This is a genomic window from Mesorhizobium sp. M0410 (assembly GCF_040321435.1).
Classification (GTDB): Bacteria; Pseudomonadota; Alphaproteobacteria; order Rhizobiales; family Rhizobiaceae; genus Mesorhizobium.
Genome location: NZ_JAMYRN010000002.1, coordinates 247154 through 268761 on the forward strand (window position 1 = coordinate 247154; position 21608 = coordinate 268761).

Here is a 21608-nt window from a genome sequence, read left to right on the forward strand (position 1 = left end):
ACGCCGAAGCGACGCCGCTTCGGCGCTGCCGAAACGTCAGAGCAGAGGGTCGATGATGGCCGACATTTCCGCAATCGACATCGCCCCTTTGTAGGTCTTTCCGTTGATAAAAAAGGTCGGTGTGGAATCGACCTTGAATTCGTCGGCGCCGCGCTTCTGGACGGATCTCACATCGTCTAGAAGTTTCTGGTCCGTCAAGCAGGCCTCGAAGGACTCCTGTGTAAAACCGGCAAGCTTGGCGATTTGCAGCAGTGCGTCCTTGGTATTGTTCACACCAACCCAGTTGGCCTGCTGCCTGAACAGAACGTCGACCATCGGGAAATAGTTGTCCTTGGAGCAGCGCGCCAGCATGAAACCGGCCTCGGCGCTGGGATCGAACGGAAACTCGCGCAGGATGTAACGGGCTTTGCCGGTGTCGATATATTTCGTCTTCAGCTCCGGAAAAGTGGTCTCGGCGAAATGCGCGCAATGCGGGCAGGTCATCGACGCATATTCGACGATGGTGACCTTTGCATCGTCCTTGCCGAGCTGCATGTCGGGCAGCGCGCCGGGCTTCAACAAGGCTGCCATATCCACCGTGCCCTGAGCTTCAGGCGCTTTGGCGGCGGCCGGAGCAGCCGGCTTGGCAGGTTCCGCCGGAGCCGCAGGTTTCACATCCTGCGCCTCGGCTTTCTCGCCCGAGTCGCTGCAGGCGGCAAGCAGGGCCGCCGCTGGTATTGCGGCCAGCGAAGTCAAAAGGTGTCTGCGGGAAAACGAACGAAGCATACGAATCACCTGGGCAATAGTTGGATTTTGCAATGCAAAGGCTACAAAAAGCGAGAGTTGGCGCGAATTAAGGCATTACCGGCCCTATTCCAATCGCCAAATCCGGGCATACCATCACGATAGCGCGAGATCACGGCTTCTTTTGACCAAGAATGGTGGCGCCAAGCCGCTCCAACGAGGCGCGCAGCCCGTCGTCCTCGATCAAACCGACAGTGCCCGACAGCTTCGCCTTCTCCGCCACGGTCAGCGGCCGCAAACTGGGTTTCGGCTTTTCCTTGCCCGCCATTACCGGCTTCTGCACGATCCTGATCCGGCCGATCGCATTGAAACCGAGAAAAGCATTGACCCGGTTGATGATCTCGCCGGTCTCGTGCTGCAGATGCAGTGCTGCCACACCCTCGCAGGCAATTACCAGCACGGCCGGCTCGAACGGATCGTCCTCGTGCATGCGGCGCGGCCACTGGATCTTTTCCGGGCGCGAGCGGCCGGCAAGCCGCGGTCCGGCAATCTCTTCCCACGACTGGACCAGCCCGATCGACATGCCGGCCCGCTTGCGCAGCACCGGGTCGAGGATCTCGGTTGCGAGATCGCTCACCGGAACGGGATTGCCGAAGGGCCTTTTCCCTGCCATGTGCGTTCTCCAGCTTCAGCACCAGTGGATTAGGGCCGACCCTCGATCAATGGCACTGCACGACCAGACCCGCAAGGCCGTATCCGGAGACAATGGCGAGATCGCGTTCCGGCTGCTTGGCTGGTACGACGCGCATCACCGCGAGCTGCCGTGGCGCGTTCCGCCGCGCGCGCTGGCAGGCGCCCAGCCCGATCCCTATCTGGTCTGGCTTTCCGAGGTGATGCTGCAGCAAACCACGGTCGAGGCGGTAAAATCCTATTTCCGGGCGTTCGTGCAGAAATGGCCAACTGTCGAGGCACTGGCGGCGGCACCGACCGAAGACGTCATGAAGGCCTGGGCCGGGCTCGGCTATTATTCCCGCGCCCGTAACCTCAAAGCCTGTGCCGATCTCGTCGCGCGGCAAGGCGGCCGCTTTCCGGACAGCGAGTCCGGCTTGAGGGAACTGCCCGGCATCGGCGCCTATACGGCGGCAGCGATCGCGGCGATCGCCTTCGACCGACCAGCCGCGGTCATCGACGGCAATGTCGAACGGGTCGTCTCACGGCTGTATTCGATCGCCACGCCTCTAGGCGACGCCAAGGGCGAGATACGCGGCCAGGTCGAACACATGGTTCCCTCGACAAGGCCCGGCGACTTCGCGCAGGCGATGATGGACCTGGGCGCGACGATCTGCACGCCGCGCCGGCCCCGCTGCATGCTCTGCCCCGTCAGGCAGGATTGCAGCGCCACAATCTCGGGCGATCCCGAGCGCTTTCCGGTCCGCCTGCCCAAGGCCGAGAAACCCTGGCGCCGCGGCGCCGCCTTCGTCGCAGTCAGGGGCGACGGCGCCATCCTTTTGCGAAAGCGCGCGGATAAAGGCCTGCTGGGTGGCATGACCGAAGTGCCGACGACCGGCTGGACCGCGCGGATCGATGGCGCCACCACGGCGGCGGCAGCCCCGTTCCCCGGCGACTGGCGGCAGGCCGGACGCATCGGCCATATCTTTACCCATTTTGCGCTTGAACTCGACGTGTTCAAGGCGGAGACCGACAGTGCCGCCCCGGCCGGGCATTTCTGGTCGCTGGCCCATGAAATTTCCGGGGAGGCGCTGCCGAGCGTCATGAAAAAGGTAATCGAAGCGGCGATACCGGGCGCGACGAAAAAGCAGCGGCCGCATTGAAAGAGAGAAGAATGTCCGAAATCCGCCACATCGTTTTCGACATCGGCAAAGTGCTGATCCACTATGATCCGAACCTGCCCTTCAGCCGCTTGATCCCCGATCCCGACGAACGGAAATGGTTCTTCGACAATGTCTGCACGCACGACTGGAACATCGAGCAGGACCGCGGCCGCAGTTGGGAAGAGGCCGAAGCGCTAGCAATCGCTCAATATCCCGACCATGCCGAAAACATCCGCAATTTCCGCCGGTACTGGCACGAGATGGTGCCTCATGCCTATGAGGACAGCGTCGCCATCATGATCGGGCTGATCGAGAGCGGCCACGACGTGACGATGCTTACCAATTTCGCGGCCGATACGCTTGCCGAGGCCCGCGAGCGGTTCGATTTCCTCAATAGGCCGCGCGGCGTGACCGTGTCGGGCGACATCCGCCAGATCAAGCCGGATCGCGCCATCTACGATCACCACGTCGCCGCGTTCGGCCTCGATCCGGCAGCCACGCTGTTCATCGACGACAGCCAGAAGAATGTCGACGGCGCCAAGGCGGCCGGTTGGCAGGCTGTGCTGTTCACCGACGCCCAGACGCTCAAGGCGGACCTTGAGCGCCTTGGGATCAAAGTGTGATTTGAATCACTTCCAGAGGTTGGGTGAGCCTTCGCATAACCGATCTATCGCAACTCGGAGCCTCAGGCCCCTGCCCGCTCCATGCCCAGGCGGGCAATGCGGCGAAGCTCGTCGATCGGTGTCAAACCGCCGCTGCGCTCATAATGCCAGAAGGTCCATCCGTTGCAGGCGTCCAGCCCCTGCACGTGTGCGCCGATCTTGTGGATCGACCCGGCATTGTCGCCGATCGCCAGCGTGCCGTCGGCACGCACTTTTGCCGCCCAGCGCTTCTTGGCGTCGTAGAGCGTGGCGCCGGGCGCCACCAAGCCATTGTCGAGAAGCGTGACGAATGCGACGCGCGGCTCAGCCCGCTTGCCGGTCAGCACCGTCAAATTGGCGCATTCCAGCGGCCGGACCGCATCGATACGTTCCATGGCGGCATCGATATAGGCCTGCTCACGCTCGATGCCGACGAAGTGGCGGCCAAGCCGCTTGGCCACAGCCCCGGTGGTACCTGAACCGAAGAAGGGGTCGAGCACGATGTCGCCCGGCCTGGTCGATGCCGTCATGACGCGGGCAAGCAACGCTTCCGGCTTCTGCGTCGGATGCAATTTGTCACCATTGTCGTTCTTCAGGCGCTCGCCGCCGGTGCAGATCGGAAATAGCCAGTCGGAACGCATCTGAATGTCGTCATTCGACGCCTTCAGCGCCTCGTAGTTGAATGTGTAACCCTTGCCCTTTTGGTCGCGCGATGCCCAGATCATCGTCTCATGCGCGTTCTGGAAACGGCGGCCACGGAAATTGGGCATTGGATTGGTCTTGCGCCAGACGACGTCGTTGAGGATCCAGAAGCCCAGGTCCTGCATCTTGGCGCCGACCCTGAAAATATTGTGGTAGGAGCCGATGACCCAGATCGTGCCGTTGGGCTTCAACACGCGGCGCGCCGCCAGCAGCCAGGCGCGAGTGAAGGCGTCGTAGGCCTCAAAACTGTCGAACTGGTCCCAATGGTCGTCGACGGCATCGACCTTGGATTGGTCGGGCCGATGCAGATCGCCATCGAGCTGCAGATTGTAAGGCGGATCGGCAAAGATCACGTCGATCGACTTTTCCGGCAGCCGTTCGAGCGCGGCGACGCAGTCGCCCTTCAGGATCGTATCCAGCCACTCGGATTGCTGGGGAGCATCGGAAAGGTCGTCGAGAAGACGCACGGCAGACATTGTGACACCCAAGGCACGCGTTACTGTTTACTGTCCGTTATGGTTACCGATCAGCGTAAATATTCAGTGAAGCAGCACGCCGAATTTGCGAAGCCCGGCCTGTTGGTGTATGCCGCGCCGCCTGAGCCGTTTTGACCAAAGGCCCTCTCGGCATTCCCCTCATCCCGCTTCCCGGATCACCATGCCCCAGCCAGATCTTGTCATCTTCGATTGCGACGGCGTGCTCGTCGATTCCGAAATCATCGCCGCGCGTATCGATGCCGAGCTTTTGACCTCGGCTGGCTACGAGATATCGGCCGAGGAGATTTCCGAGGTCTATGCCGGGCTGACTTTCAAGGACATCATGATGCGGGTCGAGGAAAAGTCCCGGATCCCGTTCCAGGCCTCCCTGATCGACAAGGAGGAACAGCTTGTCGATCGTAGGCTGCGCAGCGACGTGCGTGCCATCGACGGAGCGCACGAAGCTGTCGCCGCGGTAGCAGTGCCGCGCTGCGTCTGTTCGAATTCGCGTTCTGAGCGGATCGAATTCATGCTGGAGAAGGTGCAGCTTTTGCCGTTCTTTGCCGGCCGGATCTTTTCCTCGCTGGAAACCCCGACCGGGAAAACCAAGCCGGCGCCGGACGTGTTTCGGTTCGCCGCGGAAAAGCTCAAGGCCGATCCTGCGAACACCTTTGTCATCGAGGATTCGGTGCATGGCGTCACCGGCGCCAAGACGGCGGGAATGCGTGTCATCGGCTTTACCGGCGCGGCGCACAGCTATCCCGGCCACGCCGATGCGCTGACCGAGGCCGGCGCGGAAACGGTCATCCGCCGCTGGGCGGAACTGAAAAGCGTGATCGCCGCGCTGTCGGAATGGTCGGCGGACGCGTGAGAGGCCGCCTCCAGCCGCCGTGGCGCGAATGCAGCGGCTTAGTTGGTCGCGGCGGCTTTCTTCTTCCTCGGCTTGTCTGTCGCTACTTTCGGAGCGCCCTCGTCATACCCGGCATATGCCTGGTAGTCCTTCGCCGTCGGCTCCGGAACGACGACGTTGGAATCGGTGAAGACGAACTGCGTGGCACTCGAAGGATCGGTAACCTGGACCTGATAGGAGTGAAGCTGCGAATAGAGAACTTCGGTGCCGTGCATCACCGCGATGCGGATCGGCATGGTGATGGTCCCGGGGGTGAACATCGGGCCAGGCACGACCTTGCCGGCGACGGCTATCTTCATCGACAAGGAGCCGTTGGCGCGGCTGCAGTCGCGGGTCACATCGGTGATCGAAGCCTGATAGATGATCTTGGCGGAATCGTCTGGCTGATCGACGCCAGCCGCGTCCGCTGCCGGCTGCGCGGCTTCCTCGGCGGCAACATCGGTTTTTTTCTTCGGCTTCGGACCGCTCTTGGCGTAGGTATTGAAGAAAGCGGTGCCGTCACGCAACGTCACTTTCGGACAATAGGCCTGCAGCTGGCTGGAAAGCACCTTGGGATCGGGTGGCGGTGGCGGCGTCGTGTCCTTCTTGCCGAAGCCGAGAATACCATTGTCGCTCGATTGGCAGCCTGCGGCGGCAAGCATAAAGCCGGCGAGCCCCAGACCCGCGACAAAACGACCGTTGAATGAATGAAACGCCATGAACTGCACTTCCCTCTCGCAAAGCCGGTGACGTATATCAACCGCGCGGCAAAAATGCGACTGAGCCAGCGCAGAAATCCACCACCTCGCGGCGGGCCAAAATTCCCGGCAGCAATGGAACCGTAACGATGCAATATGTGAGTACCCGCGGGGAAGCGCCCGCGCTGGGATTTTCCGACGCGGTGCTGGCCGGACTGGCGCGCGACGGCGGGCTCTACCTGCCGAGCGCCTGGCCGCATTTTTCCGCAGCCGAGATCCGCGCCATGCGCCGCCTTGCCTATCCCGATCTTGCTATCCGGGTGCTGTCGCCGTTCCTCGGCGGCGAGATCGCGGCGCCGGTGTTCGAACGGCTGGTGCGCGAAGCCTATGCGAGCTTCCGCCATGAGGCCGTCTGCCCGCTGGTGCAGACCGGGCCGAACAGCTTCGTGCTCGAGCTCTTCCATGGCCCGACGCTCGCGTTCAAGGACGTGGCGATGCAGCTTCTTGCACGGCTGATGGACCATGTGCTGGCCGAGCGCGACCAGCGCGCCACCATTGTCGGCGCCACCTCCGGCGACACCGGAGGGGCCGCCATCGATGCCTTTGCCGGGCGCAACCGCACCGACATCTTCGTGCTTTTCCCGCATGGCCGCGTCTCGCCGGTACAGCAGCGGCAGATGACGACCTCGACCGCCGCAAACGTCCATGCGTTGGCGATCGAAGGTAATTTCGATGACTGCCAGGGCCTGGTGAAGGACATGTTCAACGACCACGGTTTTCGCGACCGGGTATCGCTGTCGGGCGTCAATTCGATCAACTGGGCCCGCATCATGGCCCAGATCGTCTATTATTTCTCCTCCGCGCTGTCGCTCGGCGCGCCCGACAGACCGGTTTCCTTCACCGTGCCGACCGGCAATTTCGGCGACATCTTTGCCGGCTATGCCGCCAAGAAGATGGGGCTGCCGATCGAACGGCTGATCATCGCCACCAACGACAACGATATTCTGGCGCGCACGCTGGCGACAGGCGAATACCGCATGAAGGGGGTTTTTTCGACCACGTCGCCCTCGATGGACATCCAGGTGTCTTCGAACTTCGAACGCTTGCTGTTCGAAGCGTCCGGCCGCGATGCCTCGACCGTGCGGCGCTACATGAACGGGCTCAAGCAGTCCGGCGCCTTCACCATCGAGGCTGGCGAAATCGCCAAGATCCGCTCCGAATTCGACGCCGGCCGCGCCACCATGGACGAGGTCGCCGCCACCATCCGCACCACACTAGCGGCGAGCGGCTATCTGCTCGACCCGCATACGGCCGCGGCCGTGCATGTGGCCGCCGGCAAGGCTGCGGGTGAGGTGCCGATGGTGGTGCTGGGCACTGCGCACCCGGCAAAGTTTCCCGCCGCGGTCGAAGCCGCCAGTGGCGTGTCGCCTGCCCTGCCTGCATGGCTAGGCGGGTTGATGAGCGCCGAGGAAAAATACACGGTACTTCCATCCGACCTGAAAATGGTGGAAGATTATCTCGGCCGCCACACGCGGGCGGCGCGTTAGGGAGTAATTGCCATATGGGTGTTGAGGTAAGCCGTCTGTCGAACGGCCTGACAGTCGCCACCGAAACCCTTCCAAGCCTCGAATCTGTTGCCCTTGGCGCCTGGGTCAAGTCGGGCGCACGCAACGAGCGTGACGAAGAGCACGGAATGGCGCACTTGCTCGAGCACATGGCTTTCAAGGGCACCAGGCGGCGAAGCGCCTTCGAGATTGCCTCGGAGATCGAGGACGTCGGCGGTGAGATCAATGCCGCCACCAGCGTCGAGACGACCTCCTATTATGCAAGGGTTCTTAGCGACGACGTGCCGCTGGCGGTCGATATTCTTTCCGACATCCTGCAGGACTCCGAATTCGATCCGCAGGAGTTGGAACGAGAGCAGCATGTGATTTTGCAGGAGATCGGCGCCGCGCACGATACGCCCGACGACGTCGTTTTCGATCACTTTACCGAGACCGCCTTTCGCCACCAGACTATCGGCCGCTCGATTCTCGGCACGCCGGAAACCGTCAAATCCTTCACTTCGAAGCAGTTGCACGACTTCATCGAGCGACAGTACGGTGCCGAGAACATGGTGATGGTGGCGGCCGGCGATATCAAGCACGACGATTTCGTGCGGGAGGTCGAAAAGCGGCTCGGCAGCTTCCGCGGCAAGGCCGACGGCACCATCCCGCAATATGCGCAGTATGTCGGCGGCGATTTTCGCGAGGACCGCGACCTGATGGACGCCCAGATCGTGCTGGGTTTCGAGGGCCGCGCCTATCACGTCCGCGATTTCTATGCCTCCCAGGTCCTGTCGATGATCCTGGGCGGCGGCATGTCGTCGCGACTTTTCCAGGAAGTCCGCGAAAAACGCGGCCTGTGCTATTCGGTCTATGCCTTCCATTGGGGTTTTTCCGACACCGGCGTCTTCGGGGTCCATGCCGCGACCGGACAAAGCGATATTGCCGAGCTGGTGCCTGTGATCATCGACGAGCTGCAAAAGGCCGGCGAAAACATCCTGCAGGAGGAGCTTGACCGGGCGCGTGCCCAGTACCGCGCCGGGCTGATCATGTCGGCCGAGAGCCCGGCCAGCCGCGCCTCGCAGATCGCCAGGCAGTTGCTTCTGTTCGGCAGGCCGATCGCCAAGGAAGAGCTGATGGAGCGCCTGTCGGCGTTGACTGTCGAGCGGCTGACGGATCTGTCGTCCCGGCTTTTTTCGACCAAGCCGACGCTTACAGCTGTCGGGCCGGTGGGTACGCTCGCGCCCTATGAGGCGATCCTCGATTCGCTTTCGGGCACGCAGACCACTGCCCGTAAGCTTGCCGTCTAAGCCCATTCGAGCATCGTGTTCGCGCTCCCTTTCTTTCGCCGCGACCTGCCGGCACTGAAGGGCGAGCTGGTCACGCTGCGCGTGCCGCTGACCAACGACTATCGCGAGTGGTCGGTGCTGCGCAGTGAAAGCCGCGCCTTCCTCGAGCCGTGGGAGCCGCGATGGACGCCTGACGAGCTCGACCGCACGGCGTGGCGGCACCGTATCGGCCGCTACCGCGAGGACTACGCGCAGGGGACGGCGATCGCCTTCTTCATCTTCGAGAAAAGCAGCGGCAAGCTGGCCGGCGGTATCACCCTCGGCAATATCCGCCACGGGGTCGCCCAAAGCGGCCATATCGGCTACTGGATCGGCGAGCGCTTCAGCGGACGCGGCCTGATGACCGATGCCGTCAAGGTGGTGACGCGTTTCGCCTTCGAAACGCTGCGGTTGCACCGGATCGAAGCTGCCTGTATCCCCGATAATGCCCGGTCGATCCGCGTGCTTGAAAAAGCCGGATTCCGGCGCGAAGGACTGCTACGATCCTATCTCAGGATCAACGGTATCTGGCAGGACCATTACCTATACGCCCGAATCGCGGACGATCCGCCGGGCGTTGGAACAAAGGACTGATTTTTGACGAATTTTCTGCGCAACGGGTCGCTGCTTGCCTTTATGCTGGCTGCAATCGTCACGCTCTGCGCGGCATCGTCGGCGTTTGCGGTCGAACCGATCAAGATCGCCCGCGACGACGTGGCGCTCGACCTTTCGGGCGCCGTCGCAATCTACCGCAACCAAGGCGAGAATTTCCAGGTCTCGACGGCACCCGGCCCGGACGGCATCGTACGGCGCATCGAGGTTGAGGCCAATGACGCGCGCTCGACCGGCGACTGGGCGGTGTTCGCGCTCGCTAACACCACCGACCAGCAGCTCGACAGGCTGATTGTAGCACCGCATTTCCGGCTGGTGAATTCCGGCCTGTTTTGGCCGGATCTCGGCTCGACCCGTATCGCTGCGATCACGCCCAGCGAAGGCTTTGCGCTCGACCGCCAGACCAGCCCCGACGCCGACGTGTTCCGGGTGACGTTGAACCCCGGAACGGTGATCACCTTCATCGCCGAGCTCGCCTCGCCCAAGCTGCCGCAGGTCTATCTGTGGGATCCTGAATCCTACAAGGACTCGGTCAATTCCTACACGCTGTTTCGTGGCATCGTCATCGGCATCGCCGGCCTGCTGGCGCTGTTCCTGACCATTCTTTTCGTCGTCAAGGGGACCTCGATGTTTCCGGCGACGGCGGCCCTTGCCTGGGCGGTGCTTGCGTATATCTGCGTCGATTTCGGCTTTCTTAACAAGATCATAGAAATATCCCCGGGCAACGAGCAGATGTGGCGCGCCGGAACGGAGGTGGCGCTTGCGGCGACCTTCGTGGTGTTCCTGTTTGCCTATCTCAACCTCAACCGGTGGCACGGCCATTTCAGCTACGGCGCGCTGGTCTGGATTCTCGGGCTGGTGCTGATCGCCGGCGTCGCCATCATCGATCCGGCGGTTGCCGCCGGCATTGCCAGGCTGTCCTTCGCCGCCACCGCACTGACCGGGCTCGGCCTGATCATCTTCCTCGGTATCCGCGGTTACGACCGCGCCATCATGCTCGTGCCCAGTTGGGTGATGGTTCTGCTGTGGCTATGCGGATCGTGGATGGCGATCACCGGCATGCTGGACAACGATATCGCCCAGCCGGCGCTGGGCGGCGGGCTGATCCTCATCATCCTGCTGATCGGCTTCACGGTGATGCAGCACGCTTTTGCTGGCGGCGCCCTGCATCAGGGCCTGTTCTCCGATCTCGAGCGGCAGGCGCTGGCGGTTGCCGGATCGGGCGATACTGTGTGGGACTGGGACGTGCTGCGCGACCGGGTCGTCACTCGTCCCGACGTCAGCATTCAGCTCGGCCTTGCTCCCAACAGTCTCGGCGGTCCCGCCCGCAACTGGCTGCCGGTGCTGCATGCCGACGACCGCGACACGTTTCGCACGACGCTCGACGTGGTGCTCGAGCACCGGCGTGGCCGGGTGTCGCAAAACTTCCGCCTGCGCGGCGCCGATGGGCACTATCACTGGTTTGCGCTGCGCGCCCGGCCGGTGATCGGCTCGGACGGCGAGGTCATCCGCTGCGTCGGCACCATGGTCGATGTGACGGAGCAGAAGAAGTCCGAGGAACGGCTGCTGCACGACGCCGTGCACGACAATCTGACCGGCTTGCCCAACCGCGAGCTGTTCATGAACCGGCTGGAGGCGATCATTTCGATCGCCCGCACCGAAGAGAAGGTGCGCCCGACCGTCTTCGTCATCGACATCGATCGCTTCAAGCAGGTCAATGACGGGCTCGGCATCTCGGCCGGCGATACCATCCTTTTGACCATAGCGCGGCGGCTGCACCGGCTGCTCAAGCCGAAGGATTCGCTGTCGCGCTTTGCCGGCGACCAGTTCGCGCTGATGCTTTTGTCGGAGCAGGATCCGGCTCGCATCGCGGCCATCGCCGATGCCATCAAGCACGCCATCAACAACCCGATCACCTTCGCCAAGCGCGAGATCGTGCTGACCGCCTCGATCGGGCTGATCACCTGGACGTCCACGCAGACCTCGGCCGAGGACATGGTCAAGGATGCCGAGCTTGCCATGCATCAGGCCAAGCGCTTCGGCGGCGACAGGATCGAGCCGTTCCGGCCCGCCTTCCGCACGGTCGGCACCGACCGGCTGCAGTTCGAGTCCGACCTGCGCCGCGCCATCGAGCGACGTGAATTCACGCTTGCCTATCAGCCGATCGTGCGGCTCGAGGACGGCAGCGTTGCCGGCTTCGAAGCGTTGCTGCGCTGGGACCATCCGCGGCGCGGCATGATCCCGCCCGCGGATTTCATTCCGGTTGCCGAAAACTGCGGCCTGATCGTGCAGCTTGGGCTGTTCGCCATGCAGCAGGCTGCCGAAGACCTGGCCGGATGGCAAAAGCAGATCGGCGATGCGCCGCTGTCGGTCTCGGTCAATCTGTCCAGCCGTCAGCTCATCCGCCGCGACCTGGTCAGCGACGTCCGCTCGGTGATCGCGCGAGCCAACCTGAAACCGCGCTGCTTCCGGCTCGAACTCACCGAATCGCTGGTGATGGACAATCCCGAGCAGACCGCCCATGTGCTGACCAAGCTGAAGCAGCTTGGCATCGGCCTGTCGTTGGACGATTTCGGCACCGGCTATTCATCGCTGGCCTATCTGACGCGCTTTCCTTTCGACACCATCAAGATCGACAAGAGCTTCGTCGACGACGCGACGCCGAAACGCGCGGTGCTGCTCAAATCGATGGTCAACATGGCGCATGAGCTCGGCCTGTCGGTCGTTGCCGAAGGGATTTCGGACGAAAGCGATGCGCTGGAGCTACGGCAGATGGGCTGCGAATACGTGCAGAGCTTCATGTTCGGCGCGCCGATGCCCGGCGACCAGGTGCTGAAGACGCTGAAGGAACAGTATCCGCTCACTCAAGCGTGACAAGTTTCTGGGACGTGATGAGGGCTCAGGCGTGACCGGCAGCCAGGCTGAGATGCGCGAGATCGATGCCGATCGAGGCAAGGATCCGGTCGTATTTGCGGTCGATGTCGGCGTCGAACAGAAGCTCGGCACTTGCCGGGCAAGTCAGCCATCCATTCTCGGCGATCTCGTTTTCAAGCTGGCCCGCACCCCAGCCGGCATAGCCGAGAGCCATCAGCGCCCGCCGGGGTCCGCGGCCGGAGGAGATGGCGCGCAAAATGTCGACGGTCGCGGTCAGGCAGACGTCGTCGGACACGGCGAGCGAGGATTCCACCCGGTAGTCGCCCGAATGCAGGACGAAGCCGCGGCTGCGATCCACCGGTCCGCCATTGCGCACGACAAAGTCGCGCGCCGGCGCCGGCAGACGGATCGCCTCCATCTCATTCATGATGCCAAGTTGCACGAGCAGGTCCGGAAACAGCATCTGCTGCGTCTGGTTGATGATCAGCCCCATCGCACCTTCGTCGCTGTGCGCGCAAATGTAGATGACAGAGCGCGTGAAGCGGTCGTCCTTCATGCCGGGCATGGCGATCAGGAACTGGTCGTCGAGAAAGCCGGGGCCTGTGGCCGTCCTTTTATGGCGCAACAAATCCATGGCCACAGCGTAACGCGTTTCCGAAGCCTCGAAAAGATGGGCGGCGCTCGATTTGATCAGGCTCGTAAATCGAAGGTCACGCAAATATGATGCCGGCCGCGTCATGAAATCATTGTGCGGCCATCAACGGACGATCAAATCACCGTCATGCAAAGCTTGAAAATCCTGCTGCTTGGTGTGGCCATTGGATCGGCGACCGGCCTCCCAGCCTCAGCCTCCTCGTCGGCCTGGTACAACAGCGAAGGCGGCAGGGTGAGGCTGGTGACGAGCGGCAAAGCCGACGAGGCCGGACGTCTCCAGGGCGTCCTCGACATTGCGCTGAAGCCCGGCTGGAAAACCTATTGGCGCGATCCGGGCGATGCGGGCGTGCCGCCACAGATCGACGTCTCGGCCAGCACCAACATTGCCGACGCGACGCTTTTGTTTCCGCCGCCGCAGCGCCATGACGACGGCTATGGCAAATGGGCCGGCTACGACCACCCGGTTTCGTTGCCGGTGACGTTCACGCTTGCCACGCCCGGCCAGCCGGCCGTCATCGATGCGGACATTTTCCTCGGCATCTGCGAAACCATCTGCATCCCGGTGCAAACAAGGCTGACCGTCGATCCCGGCGCCGATCCGGACAACGCCGAGGATGCGGCACTGGTCAAGGCAGGCCTTGCCACCCTGCCCGCCACGGCAACGCCCGATTTCGGCATAAACGTACTGCCGGGCGACCACGAAACGCTGATTGTCGAAGCGAGCTTTCCGGGCAGCCCCGAGGGCGCCGACTTCTTCGTTGCCGGCGAACGCGACTACATGTTCGGTGCCCCGGCACGCAGCGAAAAGGATGGCAAGCTGATCTTTACTGTGCCGATCCTCGACAGGCCGTCGACAACGCCAACCGATGGCGGCCTGCACTACACACTGACAAGTGCCGCAGGCGCGGTCGAAGGCCTGTTGCCATTCCCGTGATGCCAACGTCTGGACTGTTGCCGGGCGCGCCTTAATTCGCTATCGCAAGGACACTCCCTTCCATTCCAAACGAGGACCATCATGACGATCTCCGTTGGCGACAAACTGCCCGATGCGACCTTCAAGACAATGACCGCCGACGGTGCAAAGCCGATCACGACGGGCGAGATATTCTCAGGAAAGACGGTCGTGCTGTTTGGTGTTCCAGGCGCTTTCACGCCGACCTGCAGCAACAATCATCTGCCCGGCTACCTGGACAATTATGACGCCATCCTGGCGCGCGGCGTCGACACTATCGCCGTTGTCTCGGTCAACGATGTTCACGTCATGGGGGCTTGGGCCCGCTTCAGCGGCGGTGAAGGCAAAATCCTTTATCTTGCCGACGGCAATGGCGATTTCGCCAAATCGGTCGGCCTCGACGCCGACCTCTCCAGCGGCGGTATGGGGCTGCGCTCGAAGCGTTTTTCGATGATCGTCGATGACGGCAAGGTCACCGCACTCAATGTCGAGACAAAGCCCGGCGTCGACGAGTCCGGTGCGGCTCACATTCTCGGACAGCTTTCCGTCCTGGCGACAGCCTAGGCCAGGCACGGCAAAGGGCGCCTTCTAGCGCTCAACGTCCAAAGGACGCTGACTTTTGCATCGGCGCATGATCCTTCCGAAAGCCGACCCGGTTTCGGGGCCATGTGTCGGCCTTTCGGGACTGGTTGCTTTTGGGGATCTCGATTATGTCTGACATCTTGTGGCGCAGCGTCGCGATCGGCATCGGCGCAACCGCGCTTATGGATTTCTGGGCGATTTTCCTGAACAAGGCCTTTGCCCAACCGCGCCCGAACTGGGGGCTGGTCGGCCGCTGGGTCTGGCATCTCAGGGAAGGCAAGGTCTTCCATGATGACATTGGCGAGGCCTCGCCCTACCCACATGAATCAGTACTTGGCTGGGCCTTTCATTATGCTGTCGGTATCGTCTACGGCATCATACTGGTCGTGCTGGCCGGGACGGCCTGGCTCACCGCGCCGACCTTCCTGCCGGCCTTTATCCTCGGCATCGTCACCGTCGGCGCCGGGTGGTTTCTGCTGGCGCCCGGCATGGGTGCTGGCTGGGCCGCTTCGAAGCGGCCCAATCCGATGCAGGTCCGCGCCCTCAATCTTGTGTCGCATACGGTGTTTGCCATCGGACTGTTCGGCACCGCCCTCCTGATCCGCTGACACGCCAGTTCAACCGGATCAATAACTCTGGGTCGAGCGCCGAACCTTCTTGGCCGCCGATTGCCTGGACCGGGTGCCTTCCTTCGGCGGCACGGACGCGAGCACGGGTTTCGCCGACTTCGTCTTGAATGGCGCCATGCCGAGCCGCGCCAATTCGTCGGCGCGCTCGTTCTCAGGATGGCCGGCATGGCCCTTGACCCAATGCCAGGTGACCTGATGGCGGTTGCGCGCCGCGTCGAGCTGCTGCCACAGCTCGGCATTCTTCACCGGCTGCCGGGCGGCGGTCTTCCAGCCGTTGCGCTTCCAGCCATCGATCCAACCGAAAATGCCGTCCTTGACGTAGTTGCTGTCGGTATAAAGGTCGACGACGCAAGGCTCCTTGAGCGCGTTGAGCGCCGAGATCGCCGCCAACAACTCCATGCGGTTGTTGGTGGTCAGAGCCTCGCCACCATGGAGCTCCTTGATGGCGCGGTTGAAGCGCAGGATTGCGCCCCAGCCGCCAGGCCCGGGATTGCCCGAACAGGCACCATCGGTGAAGATTTCAACGCGCTTGGTCATGTCAGTCCATATTCGGAAGGAGAGTGGATCGCCCGGTGGAAGCGCATCCGGCGGATATACTCGGTCGGGTCGCGTTTCATTACCATGCCGCCATCCGGAACCGTCAGCCAGTCGTAGAGCCGGGTCAGCATGAAGCGCAGCGCCGAGCCGCGCGCCAGCATCGGCAGCGCAGCTTTCTCGTCACTGCTCAACGGCCGCACGCTTTGGTAGCCGGCAAGCAGCGCCGTGCCCTTGGTCAGATTGAAGGAAAAATCCTTCTCGAAGCACCAGGCGTTCAGGCACGTGGCAACGTCATAGGCGTAGAGGTCGTTGCAAGCGAAATAGAAGTCGATCAGCCCGGACAGTTTCTCGCCGAGGAAGAACACATTGTCCGGGAAAAGATCGGCATGGATGATGCCTTGCGGCAGACCGCTCGGCCAGTTCCGCTCGAAATCGGCGAAATCGGCATCGACCTCGGCCGCCAGTCCCGGCTCGACCTCGTCGGCGCGGGCGCGGGCGGCATTCCACAGCTTGCGCCAGCCATCGATGGCAAGGGCGTTGAGGCGGGTCATCGGAAAATCCGCGCCGGCCAGATGCAGTGCCGCCAGTGCCTTGCCGACCTCGCCGCAATGCGCAGCCGTCGGCCGCCGCAGCGACAGGCCTTCGAGAAAGGTGATGATGACCGCCGGCCGACCAGCAAGTGTTCCGATCACACTGCCATCATGTGCGGTGACCGGGAGCGGACAAGAAATGCCCTTTCTGGCGAGATGGGCCATGAGGCCGAGAAAGAACGGCAGGTCAGCCTTGTCGACGCGCTTCTCGTAAAGCGTCAGGATGTAGGAGCCGCTGCTGGTGTGCAGCAGAAAATTCGAGTTTTCGGTGCCTTCGGCGATGCCCTTGTAGGACAGGAGGTCGCCGACCGGATAGTTCCTGAGGAATGCGCCGAGCTCGCCCTCGTTGACGTCGGTGTAGACCGCCATCGTTGTTACGCGGCCCCGTTGACGAAGGCCATGTCGGCGGCCGTCAGTTCGACATCGCGCAACACCCGCATCACCGGAAAGTCCTCCGTCTCCGTCGCCGTTACGGCCAGCTCGATGGTCACGTCGAAGCGCTGCCTGAACGCATCGACGATCTCGTCGACGATGATCTCCGGCGCCGAGGCGCCCGCCGACAGGCCGAGCGTCGAAATGCCGGCAATCTCATTCCACGGAATTTCGGAGGCGCGCTGCACGAGAAGCGACATCGAGGCGCCGGCGCGCTCGGCCACTTCGACCAGGCGCCGCGAGTTGGAGGAGTTAGGTGCGCCGACAACGAGGAAGAGATCGGCGCCGGCCGCTGTTTCCTTGACCGCTTCCTGGCGATTGGTGGTGGCATAACAGATCGATTCCGCCGCCGGCGCGTGCAGCTCGGGAAAACGCTGCTGCAGGGCGCGAATGATACCGGCGGTGTCCTCGACCGACAGCGTCGTCTGGGTCACGAAGCCGAGCGCCTGCGGGTCTGCAGGCACGAAGCTTGCGGCGTCGGCTTCGGTCTCGATCAGAGTGACCGCGCCATCCGGCAACTGGCCCATTGTGCCGATCACCTCGGGATGCCCGGCATGGCCGATCAAAAGCACGTGGCGGCCAAGCCGCTGATGGCGCATTGCCTGCTTGTGGACTTTCGAAACCAGCGGGCAAGTCGCGTCGAGATAGAAGAGGTTGCGCGACTGGGCGTCGGCCGGCACCGATTTCGGCACGCCATGCGCCGAAAAGACGACCGGGCTCTGGCGATGCTCGGGCGGGATTTCGGAGAGCTCCTCGATGAACACCGCGCCGAGGCTTTGCAGCCCTTCGACGACGTAGCGGTTGTGCACGATCTCGTGGCGGACATAGACCGGCGCGCCGTATTTCTTCAGCGCCAGCACGACGATCTGGATGGCACGGTCGACGCCGGCACAGAAACCGCGCGGCTGGCAAAGCCGGATGGTCAGCGGTGGCTTTGTGTGAAGCATGATTGCATCTTACGCTGATTGTAGGCCGGTTGATCGGACTGTGACTTCTGAGCTCTAGGCGCGAAATGAGGTGCGCGGCCCTGCCCTGTCAAGGGTAGTGGCGGCGATCATTGGTCTTTCGCCGGGCGGCGGAGCCAGGAGATAAGGACACCGGCAAGGGCGGCGGCAAGGCCGTACCAGGTTATCGCATATTGCAGATGGCTGTTCGGCAGGTCGATGACGGTGACGCCGCCGACCGGCAGCCCGCCGGGGTTGGGCGTGGCGTTCGCATCGATGAAGATCGGCACCAGCGCCGCACCTGCCGGCAGGCCGGCGCTCGAGGCCATCGCATCACGATCCTTCCAGTAGAAGATGTTCTTCTGCGGATCATTGTCGGGAAGCATCATCGAGGGCCTGGCCGGCAGCGGGTTGCGGGCGAGCCCCGTCACCGTCACTTCGCCCGTTACCTGCCCCTGCGGCCGCTTGGCTGGGTCCTTGAAATCGTAAGGCACGAAGCCGCGGTTGATCAGTACGAAACGGCCATCGTCGAGTTGCAGCGGCGTGAAGACATCGAAACCGGACTGGCCTTCCCAGGTGGCGAGGAAATGCCGCTCGCCTTGATGCAGGAAAGTGCCGGTCACCGTTACCGGCGTGTAGTCCACGTCGCGGGTGGCAGCAAACCGCTTTTCGACCTCGGCCAATGGCACAGGCGCCGAATGCGTGCGCTGGTCTATCGTCTGGAGAAGGCCCTCTTTCCAGTGCAGGCGCTGAACCTGCCAGGTGCCGAGCGCCAGCAGGATCAAAAACACGATGATACCCAGGCCGAGTGCCAATGCGCGCTTGGGCCGCGACCGGCCGGCCACCAAACCTGATGCCTCGCTCATTCGCCGCGGTCCAGCCGGCCCTCGGCCGCCTTGTTGCGGTATTGCAGCGTCAGCAGCACGCCCTTGATCAGCCGGAGCGCCGCCAGGCAAAGCACCAGCGTCAGCGGAATCCACAGCAGCAGATGCAGCCAGAGCGGCGGATTGAGCGTCACCTCCGTCCACAACGCCAGGCCGACGACGATGAAGCCGATGATCAGGATAACGAACACCGCCGGCCCGTCGCCGGCATCGGCGAAGGAATAATCGAGGCCGCAATTGGTGCAGCGATTGCCGACCGTGAGGAATCCAGAAAACAGCTTGCCCTCGCCGCAGCGCGGGCAGCGGCCATGCAGGCCGGCCGGGATCGGATCGATTGGTGGCCAGATCGCCTTGTCGTCGCTCATCGGATCATCCTAGGAGCATTTGCCGCAAAAGATAAGGCGGCCACGTCGCCGCAGCCGCCTTGTCGATTTCCTCAGGTCGATCTCAATGCGGTTCGATCATCGCGCCGTTCGATGCCCAGACGTAGATCGAGGCAAACAGGAACAGCCACACCACGTCGACGAAGTGCCAGTACCAGGCGGCGGCCTCGAAGCCGAAATGCTGCTTGGGCGTGAAGTCGCCCTTCATGGCGCGGATCAGGCAGACCAACAGGAAGATCGTGCCGATGATGACGTGGAAGCCGTGGAAGCCGGTCGCCATGAAGAAGGTGGCGCCGTAGATCGAATCCCTGAAGCCGAACGGCGCGTGCATGTACTCGTAGGCCTGCACCATGGTGAACAGCATGCCGAGGCCGACGGTCAGCACCAAGCCATTGATCAGGCCTTTGCGGTCGCCGTGGATGAGCGAGTGATGCGCCCATGTCACCGTGGTGCCCGACAGAAGCAGGATGACGGTGTTGTAGAGCGGCAGGTGGAAGGGGTCGAGAACTTCGATGCCCTTGGGCGGCCAGACGCCGCCGGTGAAGGCGGTGCGGGCGTATTGATGGACCTCGCCCGGAAACAGGCTGGCGTCGAAGAAGGCCCAAAACCAGGCGACGAAGAACATCACCTCGGAGGCAATGAACATGATCATGCCGTAGCGCAGATGCAGCGACACGACGCGGGTGTGGCGACCCTCATGCGCCTCCTTGATGGTGTCGGACCACCAGGCGAACATCGTGTAGATGACGATCAAAAGGCCGATGAAGAACAGCCACGGATTGGCAATGTTGAAACCGAAGATCGGGAAATCGCCGCCCTTGAGATACTGCATGTAACAGACGCCGCCGATCGCGGTCACCAGCGCCCCGACGGAGCCCAGAAAAGGCCACGGGCTCGGGTCGACGAGATGATAGTCATGCTGTGGTTTTGCGTGTGCGTCTGCCATATCAACCCCCGAGGCTTGCTTCGGTATCTGAAATCTTGTTGCGGCGGCCGTCGGCCGGCACCGATGATGCGACCGGCTTGGTCTTGTCGACCGGGAACATCGTGTAGGACAGGGTAATCGTCCTCAAATCCTTCAATTCCGGCGCGTTGACGATGTCGGGATCGACATAGAACACGACCGGCATGTCCAGCGTCTCGCCCGGCTTCAACGTCGTGTCGGTGAAGCAGAAACACTCGACCTTGTTGAAGTAAGGTCCGGCCAGTTCCGGCTGCACGTTGAAGGTGGCGCGTCCGGTGATGGGCCGGCTGAATTTGTTCGTCGCGCTGAAATGCGCCTCGGCGGTCTCGCCGATCTTGATGGTGATCGAGCGGTCGACCGGCTGGAATTGCCAGGGAACGCCGGCGGTGTTGGCATCAAAGCGGATGGTGATGTCGCGGTCGAGCACCCGATCGGCATATTGCTGGGTCGCCCGTTTGACGGTGCCGCCGTAGCCTGTCGCCTGGCAGAACATCGCATAGAGCGGCACCGCGGCGTAGGCCATGCCGATCATGCCGCCGAAGAACGCGATGCAGACGGCAGCGACGACGCGGTTCGTATTCTTCTTCGTAGGATCGGTGACTGTTTGCCTGGTCATCGTCAGCTCACATCGAGCCAGGGAAACTGTGGCCAAATTTCACGATGGTCGCGACGTAGAATATGACGACCAGCGCCGCCAGCGCCAAACCGATTGCGGCCGAGCGATTGCGGCGCGCCTTCTGCTGACGTTCGGTCAGTGTGACCAGTTCAAGCTGCTTTTCGGCCATGCTCATGCTCCGCCGATGGTCAGCGCGCGCGCGACGACGCAATCGCCAAGGTAGGTGGCGAAGATAGCGAAGAGATAAAGCAGCGAATAGCCGAACAAGGCCTTGGCCGGCTTCATCGCCCTGTCGTCATCGGCCATTTGCAGCACCTTCCACGCATACCAGACGAAGCCGGCGCCGAGCAGCAATGCAACGATGCCATAGGCCGGCGTGGTGAAGCCAAGAACCCATGGCAGCACGCCAACTGGCGCGAGGACCAGCGCATAGGCAAAGGTCTGGCGCCTGGTCGCGGGATGGCCGGCGACATTCGGCATCATCGGAATGCCTGCCTTGGCGTAGTCCTCCGACTTGAACAGCGCGAGCGCCCAGAAATGCGGTGGCGTCCACAGGAAGATGATCAGGAACAGCACCAAGCTTTCGAGGCTGACCGATCCGGTTACCGCCGCCCAGCCGATGACCGGCGGAATGGCGCCGGCAGCACCGCCGATGACGATGTTCTGCGGCGTCCGGCGCTTCAGCCACATCGTATAGATGACAGCATAGAAAAAGATGGTGAAGGCCAGAAGCGATGCGGCCAACCAGTTGACCAGCACGCCGAGCGTCATCACCGACAGAACCGAAAGCACCAGCCCGAAACTCAATGCCTCGCCTGGCCGGATGCGGCCGGCCGGCACGGGACGGCCGGCGGTGCGCGTCATCACCGCATCGATGTCTGCGTCGTACCACATGTTGAGCGCACCGGACGCGCCAGCACCAATGGCAATAGCCAGGATCGCGATCACCGCCAGCAGCGGATTGATGGTCACCGGAGCGGCGACCATGCCGACAAACGCGGTGAACACCACCAGCGACATGACGCGCGGCTTCAGCAGGGCGAAGAAATCGCCCGCCGTCGCTTCCGACATGCGGAAGCCTGGCTCGTCAATCAGTCTGTCTTCGGCAAGGGCCATGCGTAC

The 21608-nt window shown here is 62.6% G+C and carries 24 protein-coding genes; 10 read left to right on the plus strand and 14 right to left on the minus strand.

The window, feature by feature from the left end:
- Positions 1-36: 36 nt before the first annotated feature.
- Positions 37-765, minus strand: a complete 729-nt coding sequence (locus NKI63_RS03255) for a DsbA family protein (protein WP_352820489.1) — start codon at positions 763-765, stop codon at positions 37-39.
- Positions 766-895: 130 nt separating this feature from the next.
- Positions 896-1396 (minus strand): DUF721 domain-containing protein, encoded by a 501-nt coding sequence (locus NKI63_RS03260; RefSeq protein ID WP_254818472.1) that lies wholly within the window; start codon positions 1394-1396, stop codon positions 896-898.
- 49 nt (positions 1397-1445) lie between these two features.
- Between NKI63_RS03260 and mutY the strand changes: the two genes are divergently transcribed.
- Both mutY and NKI63_RS03270 read left to right on the plus strand, forming a co-directional pair.
- Positions 1446-2555, plus strand: a complete 1110-nt coding sequence (gene mutY / locus NKI63_RS03265; protein ID WP_352820492.1) for an A/G-specific adenine glycosylase — start codon at positions 1446-1448, stop codon at positions 2553-2555.
- Positions 2556-2566: 11 nt separating this feature from the next.
- The gene (locus NKI63_RS03270) at positions 2567-3178 is read left to right on the plus strand and encodes an HAD family hydrolase (RefSeq protein WP_352688959.1); all 612 of its coding nucleotides are present in this window, start codon (positions 2567-2569) and stop codon (positions 3176-3178) included.
- A gap of 62 nt (positions 3179-3240) precedes the next feature.
- Here NKI63_RS03270 and NKI63_RS03275 read toward each other — a convergent pair whose 3' ends face one another.
- Complete coding sequence (locus NKI63_RS03275) at positions 3241-4374, minus strand: site-specific DNA-methyltransferase (RefSeq protein WP_352688962.1); 1134 nt, start codon at positions 4372-4374, stop codon at positions 3241-3243.
- 181 nt (positions 4375-4555) lie between these two features.
- On the opposite strand from NKI63_RS03275, the gene NKI63_RS03280 reads away from it, so the two are divergent.
- Entirely contained in the window at positions 4556-5245 is a 690-nt protein-coding gene (locus tag NKI63_RS03280; RefSeq protein WP_254818468.1) for an HAD family hydrolase, read from the plus strand.
- 38 nt (positions 5246-5283) lie between these two features.
- Here NKI63_RS03280 and NKI63_RS03285 read toward each other — a convergent pair whose 3' ends face one another.
- On the minus strand, positions 5284-5982 hold the full coding sequence (locus NKI63_RS03285; protein ID WP_352476682.1) for a hypothetical protein: 699 nt from the start codon (positions 5980-5982) through the stop codon (positions 5284-5286).
- Between the two features lie 128 nt (positions 5983-6110).
- Here NKI63_RS03285 and thrC point away from each other — a divergent pair, with 128 nt between their 5' ends.
- The 4 genes from thrC to NKI63_RS03305 are packed head-to-tail and all read left to right on the plus strand — an operon-like array spanning position 6111 to position 12319.
- Complete coding sequence (thrC, locus tag NKI63_RS03290) at positions 6111-7508, plus strand: threonine synthase (protein WP_352820495.1); 1398 nt, start codon at positions 6111-6113, stop codon at positions 7506-7508.
- A 14-nt stretch (positions 7509-7522) separates the two neighbouring features.
- Positions 7523-8815: a M16 family metallopeptidase gene (locus tag NKI63_RS03295; RefSeq protein WP_352476680.1), complete on the plus strand. Its 1293-nt coding sequence runs from the start codon at positions 7523-7525 to the stop codon at positions 8813-8815.
- Positions 8816-8830: 15 nt separating this feature from the next.
- Positions 8831-9427: a GNAT family N-acetyltransferase gene (locus tag NKI63_RS03300; RefSeq protein WP_254818464.1), complete on the plus strand. Its 597-nt coding sequence runs from the start codon at positions 8831-8833 to the stop codon at positions 9425-9427.
- Between the two features lie 3 nt (positions 9428-9430).
- Entirely contained in the window at positions 9431-12319 is a 2889-nt protein-coding gene (locus NKI63_RS03305) for an EAL domain-containing protein (RefSeq protein ID WP_302895658.1), read from the plus strand.
- A 25-nt stretch (positions 12320-12344) separates the two neighbouring features.
- On the opposite strand, the gene NKI63_RS03310 is transcribed toward NKI63_RS03305, so the two are convergent.
- On the minus strand, positions 12345-12953 hold the full coding sequence (locus NKI63_RS03310; protein ID WP_254818656.1) for a YqgE/AlgH family protein: 609 nt from the start codon (positions 12951-12953) through the stop codon (positions 12345-12347).
- A 147-nt stretch (positions 12954-13100) separates the two neighbouring features.
- Between NKI63_RS03310 and NKI63_RS03315 the strand changes: the two genes are divergently transcribed.
- From NKI63_RS03315 to NKI63_RS03325, 3 genes are all read left to right on the plus strand, one after another.
- Complete coding sequence (locus NKI63_RS03315) at positions 13101-13907, plus strand: protein-disulfide reductase DsbD domain-containing protein (protein ID WP_352505208.1); 807 nt, start codon at positions 13101-13103, stop codon at positions 13905-13907.
- Positions 13908-13988: 81 nt separating this feature from the next.
- Positions 13989-14489, plus strand: coding sequence for a peroxiredoxin (locus NKI63_RS03320; RefSeq protein WP_292657494.1), 501 nt, complete (start codon positions 13989-13991; stop codon positions 14487-14489).
- A 146-nt stretch (positions 14490-14635) separates the two neighbouring features.
- Complete coding sequence (locus tag NKI63_RS03325; RefSeq protein ID WP_352505209.1) at positions 14636-15115, plus strand: DUF2938 domain-containing protein; 480 nt, start codon at positions 14636-14638, stop codon at positions 15113-15115.
- An 18-nt stretch (positions 15116-15133) separates the two neighbouring features.
- Here the strand turns inward: NKI63_RS03325 and rnhA are convergent, their stop codons facing one another.
- The 9 genes from rnhA to NKI63_RS03370 all read right to left on the minus strand — a co-directional run bounded on the left by rnhA (position 15134) and on the right by NKI63_RS03370 (position 21602).
- On the minus strand, positions 15134-15673 hold the full coding sequence (gene rnhA / locus NKI63_RS03330; RefSeq protein WP_352505210.1) for a ribonuclease HI: 540 nt from the start codon (positions 15671-15673) through the stop codon (positions 15134-15136).
- Positions 15670-16632: a homoserine kinase gene (locus NKI63_RS03335; protein ID WP_352505211.1), complete on the minus strand. Its 963-nt coding sequence runs from the start codon at positions 16630-16632 to the stop codon at positions 15670-15672. The genes rnhA and NKI63_RS03335 overlap by 4 nt, the downstream gene beginning before the upstream one ends.
- A 5-nt stretch (positions 16633-16637) precedes the next feature.
- Entirely contained in the window at positions 16638-17642 is a 1005-nt protein-coding gene (gene ispH / locus NKI63_RS03340) for a 4-hydroxy-3-methylbut-2-enyl diphosphate reductase (RefSeq protein WP_254818458.1), read from the minus strand.
- A gap of 107 nt (positions 17643-17749) precedes the next feature.
- Positions 17750-18505 carry an SURF1 family protein gene (locus NKI63_RS03345; protein WP_352505212.1) on the minus strand — a complete coding sequence of 252 codons (756 nt, stop codon included), beginning with the start codon at positions 18503-18505 and terminating at the stop codon, positions 17750-17752.
- The gene (locus NKI63_RS03350; RefSeq protein ID WP_352505213.1) at positions 18502-18888 is read right to left on the minus strand and encodes a DUF983 domain-containing protein; all 387 of its coding nucleotides are present in this window, start codon (positions 18886-18888) and stop codon (positions 18502-18504) included. The genes NKI63_RS03345 and NKI63_RS03350 overlap by 4 nt, the downstream gene beginning before the upstream one ends.
- 82 nt (positions 18889-18970) lie before the next feature.
- A complete protein-coding gene (locus tag NKI63_RS03355) occupies positions 18971-19852 on the minus strand; it encodes a cytochrome c oxidase subunit 3 (protein WP_254818455.1) in 882 nt (293 codons plus the stop codon).
- 1 nt (position 19853) lies between these two features.
- Positions 19854-20486 (minus strand): cytochrome c oxidase assembly protein, encoded by a 633-nt coding sequence (locus NKI63_RS03360; protein WP_352476673.1) that lies wholly within the window; start codon positions 20484-20486, stop codon positions 19854-19856.
- Between the two features lie 7 nt (positions 20487-20493).
- Positions 20494-20661: a cytochrome c oxidase system small membrane protein gene (locus tag NKI63_RS03365; protein WP_502900450.1), complete on the minus strand. Its 168-nt coding sequence runs from the start codon at positions 20659-20661 to the stop codon at positions 20494-20496.
- The gene (locus tag NKI63_RS03370; protein ID WP_352505214.1) at positions 20658-21602 is read right to left on the minus strand and encodes a heme o synthase; all 945 of its coding nucleotides are present in this window, start codon (positions 21600-21602) and stop codon (positions 20658-20660) included. Before NKI63_RS03370 ends, NKI63_RS03365 begins: the two co-directional genes overlap by 4 nt.
- Between the last annotated feature and the right edge of the window lie 6 nt (positions 21603-21608).

What these genes read in the sequence shown, in the direction of transcription:
- NKI63_RS03255 (WP_352820489.1), bottom strand. Translation starts at nt 765, where the DNA reads ATGCTTCGTTCGTTTTCCCGCAGACACCTTTTGACTTCGCTGGCCGCA.
- NKI63_RS03260 (WP_254818472.1), bottom strand. Translation starts at nt 1,396, where the DNA reads ATGGCAGGGAAAAGGCCCTTCGGCAATCCCGTTCCGGTGAGCGATCTC.
- mutY (WP_352820492.1), top strand. Translation starts at nt 1,446, where the DNA reads ATGGCACTGCACGACCAGACCCGCAAGGCCGTATCCGGAGACAATGGC.
- NKI63_RS03270 (WP_352688959.1), top strand. Translation starts at nt 2,567, where the DNA reads ATGTCCGAAATCCGCCACATCGTTTTCGACATCGGCAAAGTGCTGATC.
- NKI63_RS03275 (WP_352688962.1), bottom strand. Translation starts at nt 4,374, where the DNA reads ATGTCTGCCGTGCGTCTTCTCGACGACCTTTCCGATGCTCCCCAGCAA.
- NKI63_RS03280 (WP_254818468.1), top strand. Translation starts at nt 4,556, where the DNA reads ATGCCCCAGCCAGATCTTGTCATCTTCGATTGCGACGGCGTGCTCGTC.
- NKI63_RS03285 (WP_352476682.1), bottom strand. Translation starts at nt 5,982, where the DNA reads ATGGCGTTTCATTCATTCAACGGTCGTTTTGTCGCGGGTCTGGGGCTC.
- thrC (WP_352820495.1), top strand. Translation starts at nt 6,111, where the DNA reads ATGCAATATGTGAGTACCCGCGGGGAAGCGCCCGCGCTGGGATTTTCC.
- NKI63_RS03295 (WP_352476680.1), top strand. Translation starts at nt 7,523, where the DNA reads ATGGGTGTTGAGGTAAGCCGTCTGTCGAACGGCCTGACAGTCGCCACC.
- NKI63_RS03310 (WP_254818656.1), bottom strand. Translation starts at nt 12,953, where the DNA reads ATGGATTTGTTGCGCCATAAAAGGACGGCCACAGGCCCCGGCTTTCTC.
- NKI63_RS03315 (WP_352505208.1), top strand. Translation starts at nt 13,101, where the DNA reads ATGCAAAGCTTGAAAATCCTGCTGCTTGGTGTGGCCATTGGATCGGCG.
- NKI63_RS03320 (WP_292657494.1), top strand. Translation starts at nt 13,989, where the DNA reads ATGACGATCTCCGTTGGCGACAAACTGCCCGATGCGACCTTCAAGACA.
- NKI63_RS03325 (WP_352505209.1), top strand. Translation starts at nt 14,636, where the DNA reads ATGTCTGACATCTTGTGGCGCAGCGTCGCGATCGGCATCGGCGCAACC.
- rnhA (WP_352505210.1), bottom strand. Translation starts at nt 15,673, where the DNA reads ATGACCAAGCGCGTTGAAATCTTCACCGATGGTGCCTGTTCGGGCAAT.
- NKI63_RS03335 (WP_352505211.1), bottom strand. Translation starts at nt 16,632, where the DNA reads ATGGCGGTCTACACCGACGTCAACGAGGGCGAGCTCGGCGCATTCCTC.
- ispH (WP_254818458.1), bottom strand. Translation starts at nt 17,642, where the DNA reads ATGCTTCACACAAAGCCACCGCTGACCATCCGGCTTTGCCAGCCGCGC.
- NKI63_RS03345 (WP_352505212.1), bottom strand. Translation starts at nt 18,505, where the DNA reads ATGAGCGAGGCATCAGGTTTGGTGGCCGGCCGGTCGCGGCCCAAGCGC.
- NKI63_RS03350 (WP_352505213.1), bottom strand. Translation starts at nt 18,888, where the DNA reads ATGAGCGACGACAAGGCGATCTGGCCACCAATCGATCCGATCCCGGCC.
- NKI63_RS03355 (WP_254818455.1), bottom strand. Translation starts at nt 19,852, where the DNA reads ATGGCAGACGCACACGCAAAACCACAGCATGACTATCATCTCGTCGAC.
- NKI63_RS03360 (WP_352476673.1), bottom strand. Translation starts at nt 20,486, where the DNA reads ATGACCAGGCAAACAGTCACCGATCCTACGAAGAAGAATACGAACCGC.
- NKI63_RS03365 (WP_502900450.1), bottom strand. Translation starts at nt 20,661, where the DNA reads ATGAGCATGGCCGAAAAGCAGCTTGAACTGGTCACACTGACCGAACGT.
- NKI63_RS03370 (WP_352505214.1), bottom strand. Translation starts at nt 21,602, where the DNA reads ATGGCCCTTGCCGAAGACAGACTGATTGACGAGCCAGGCTTCCGCATG.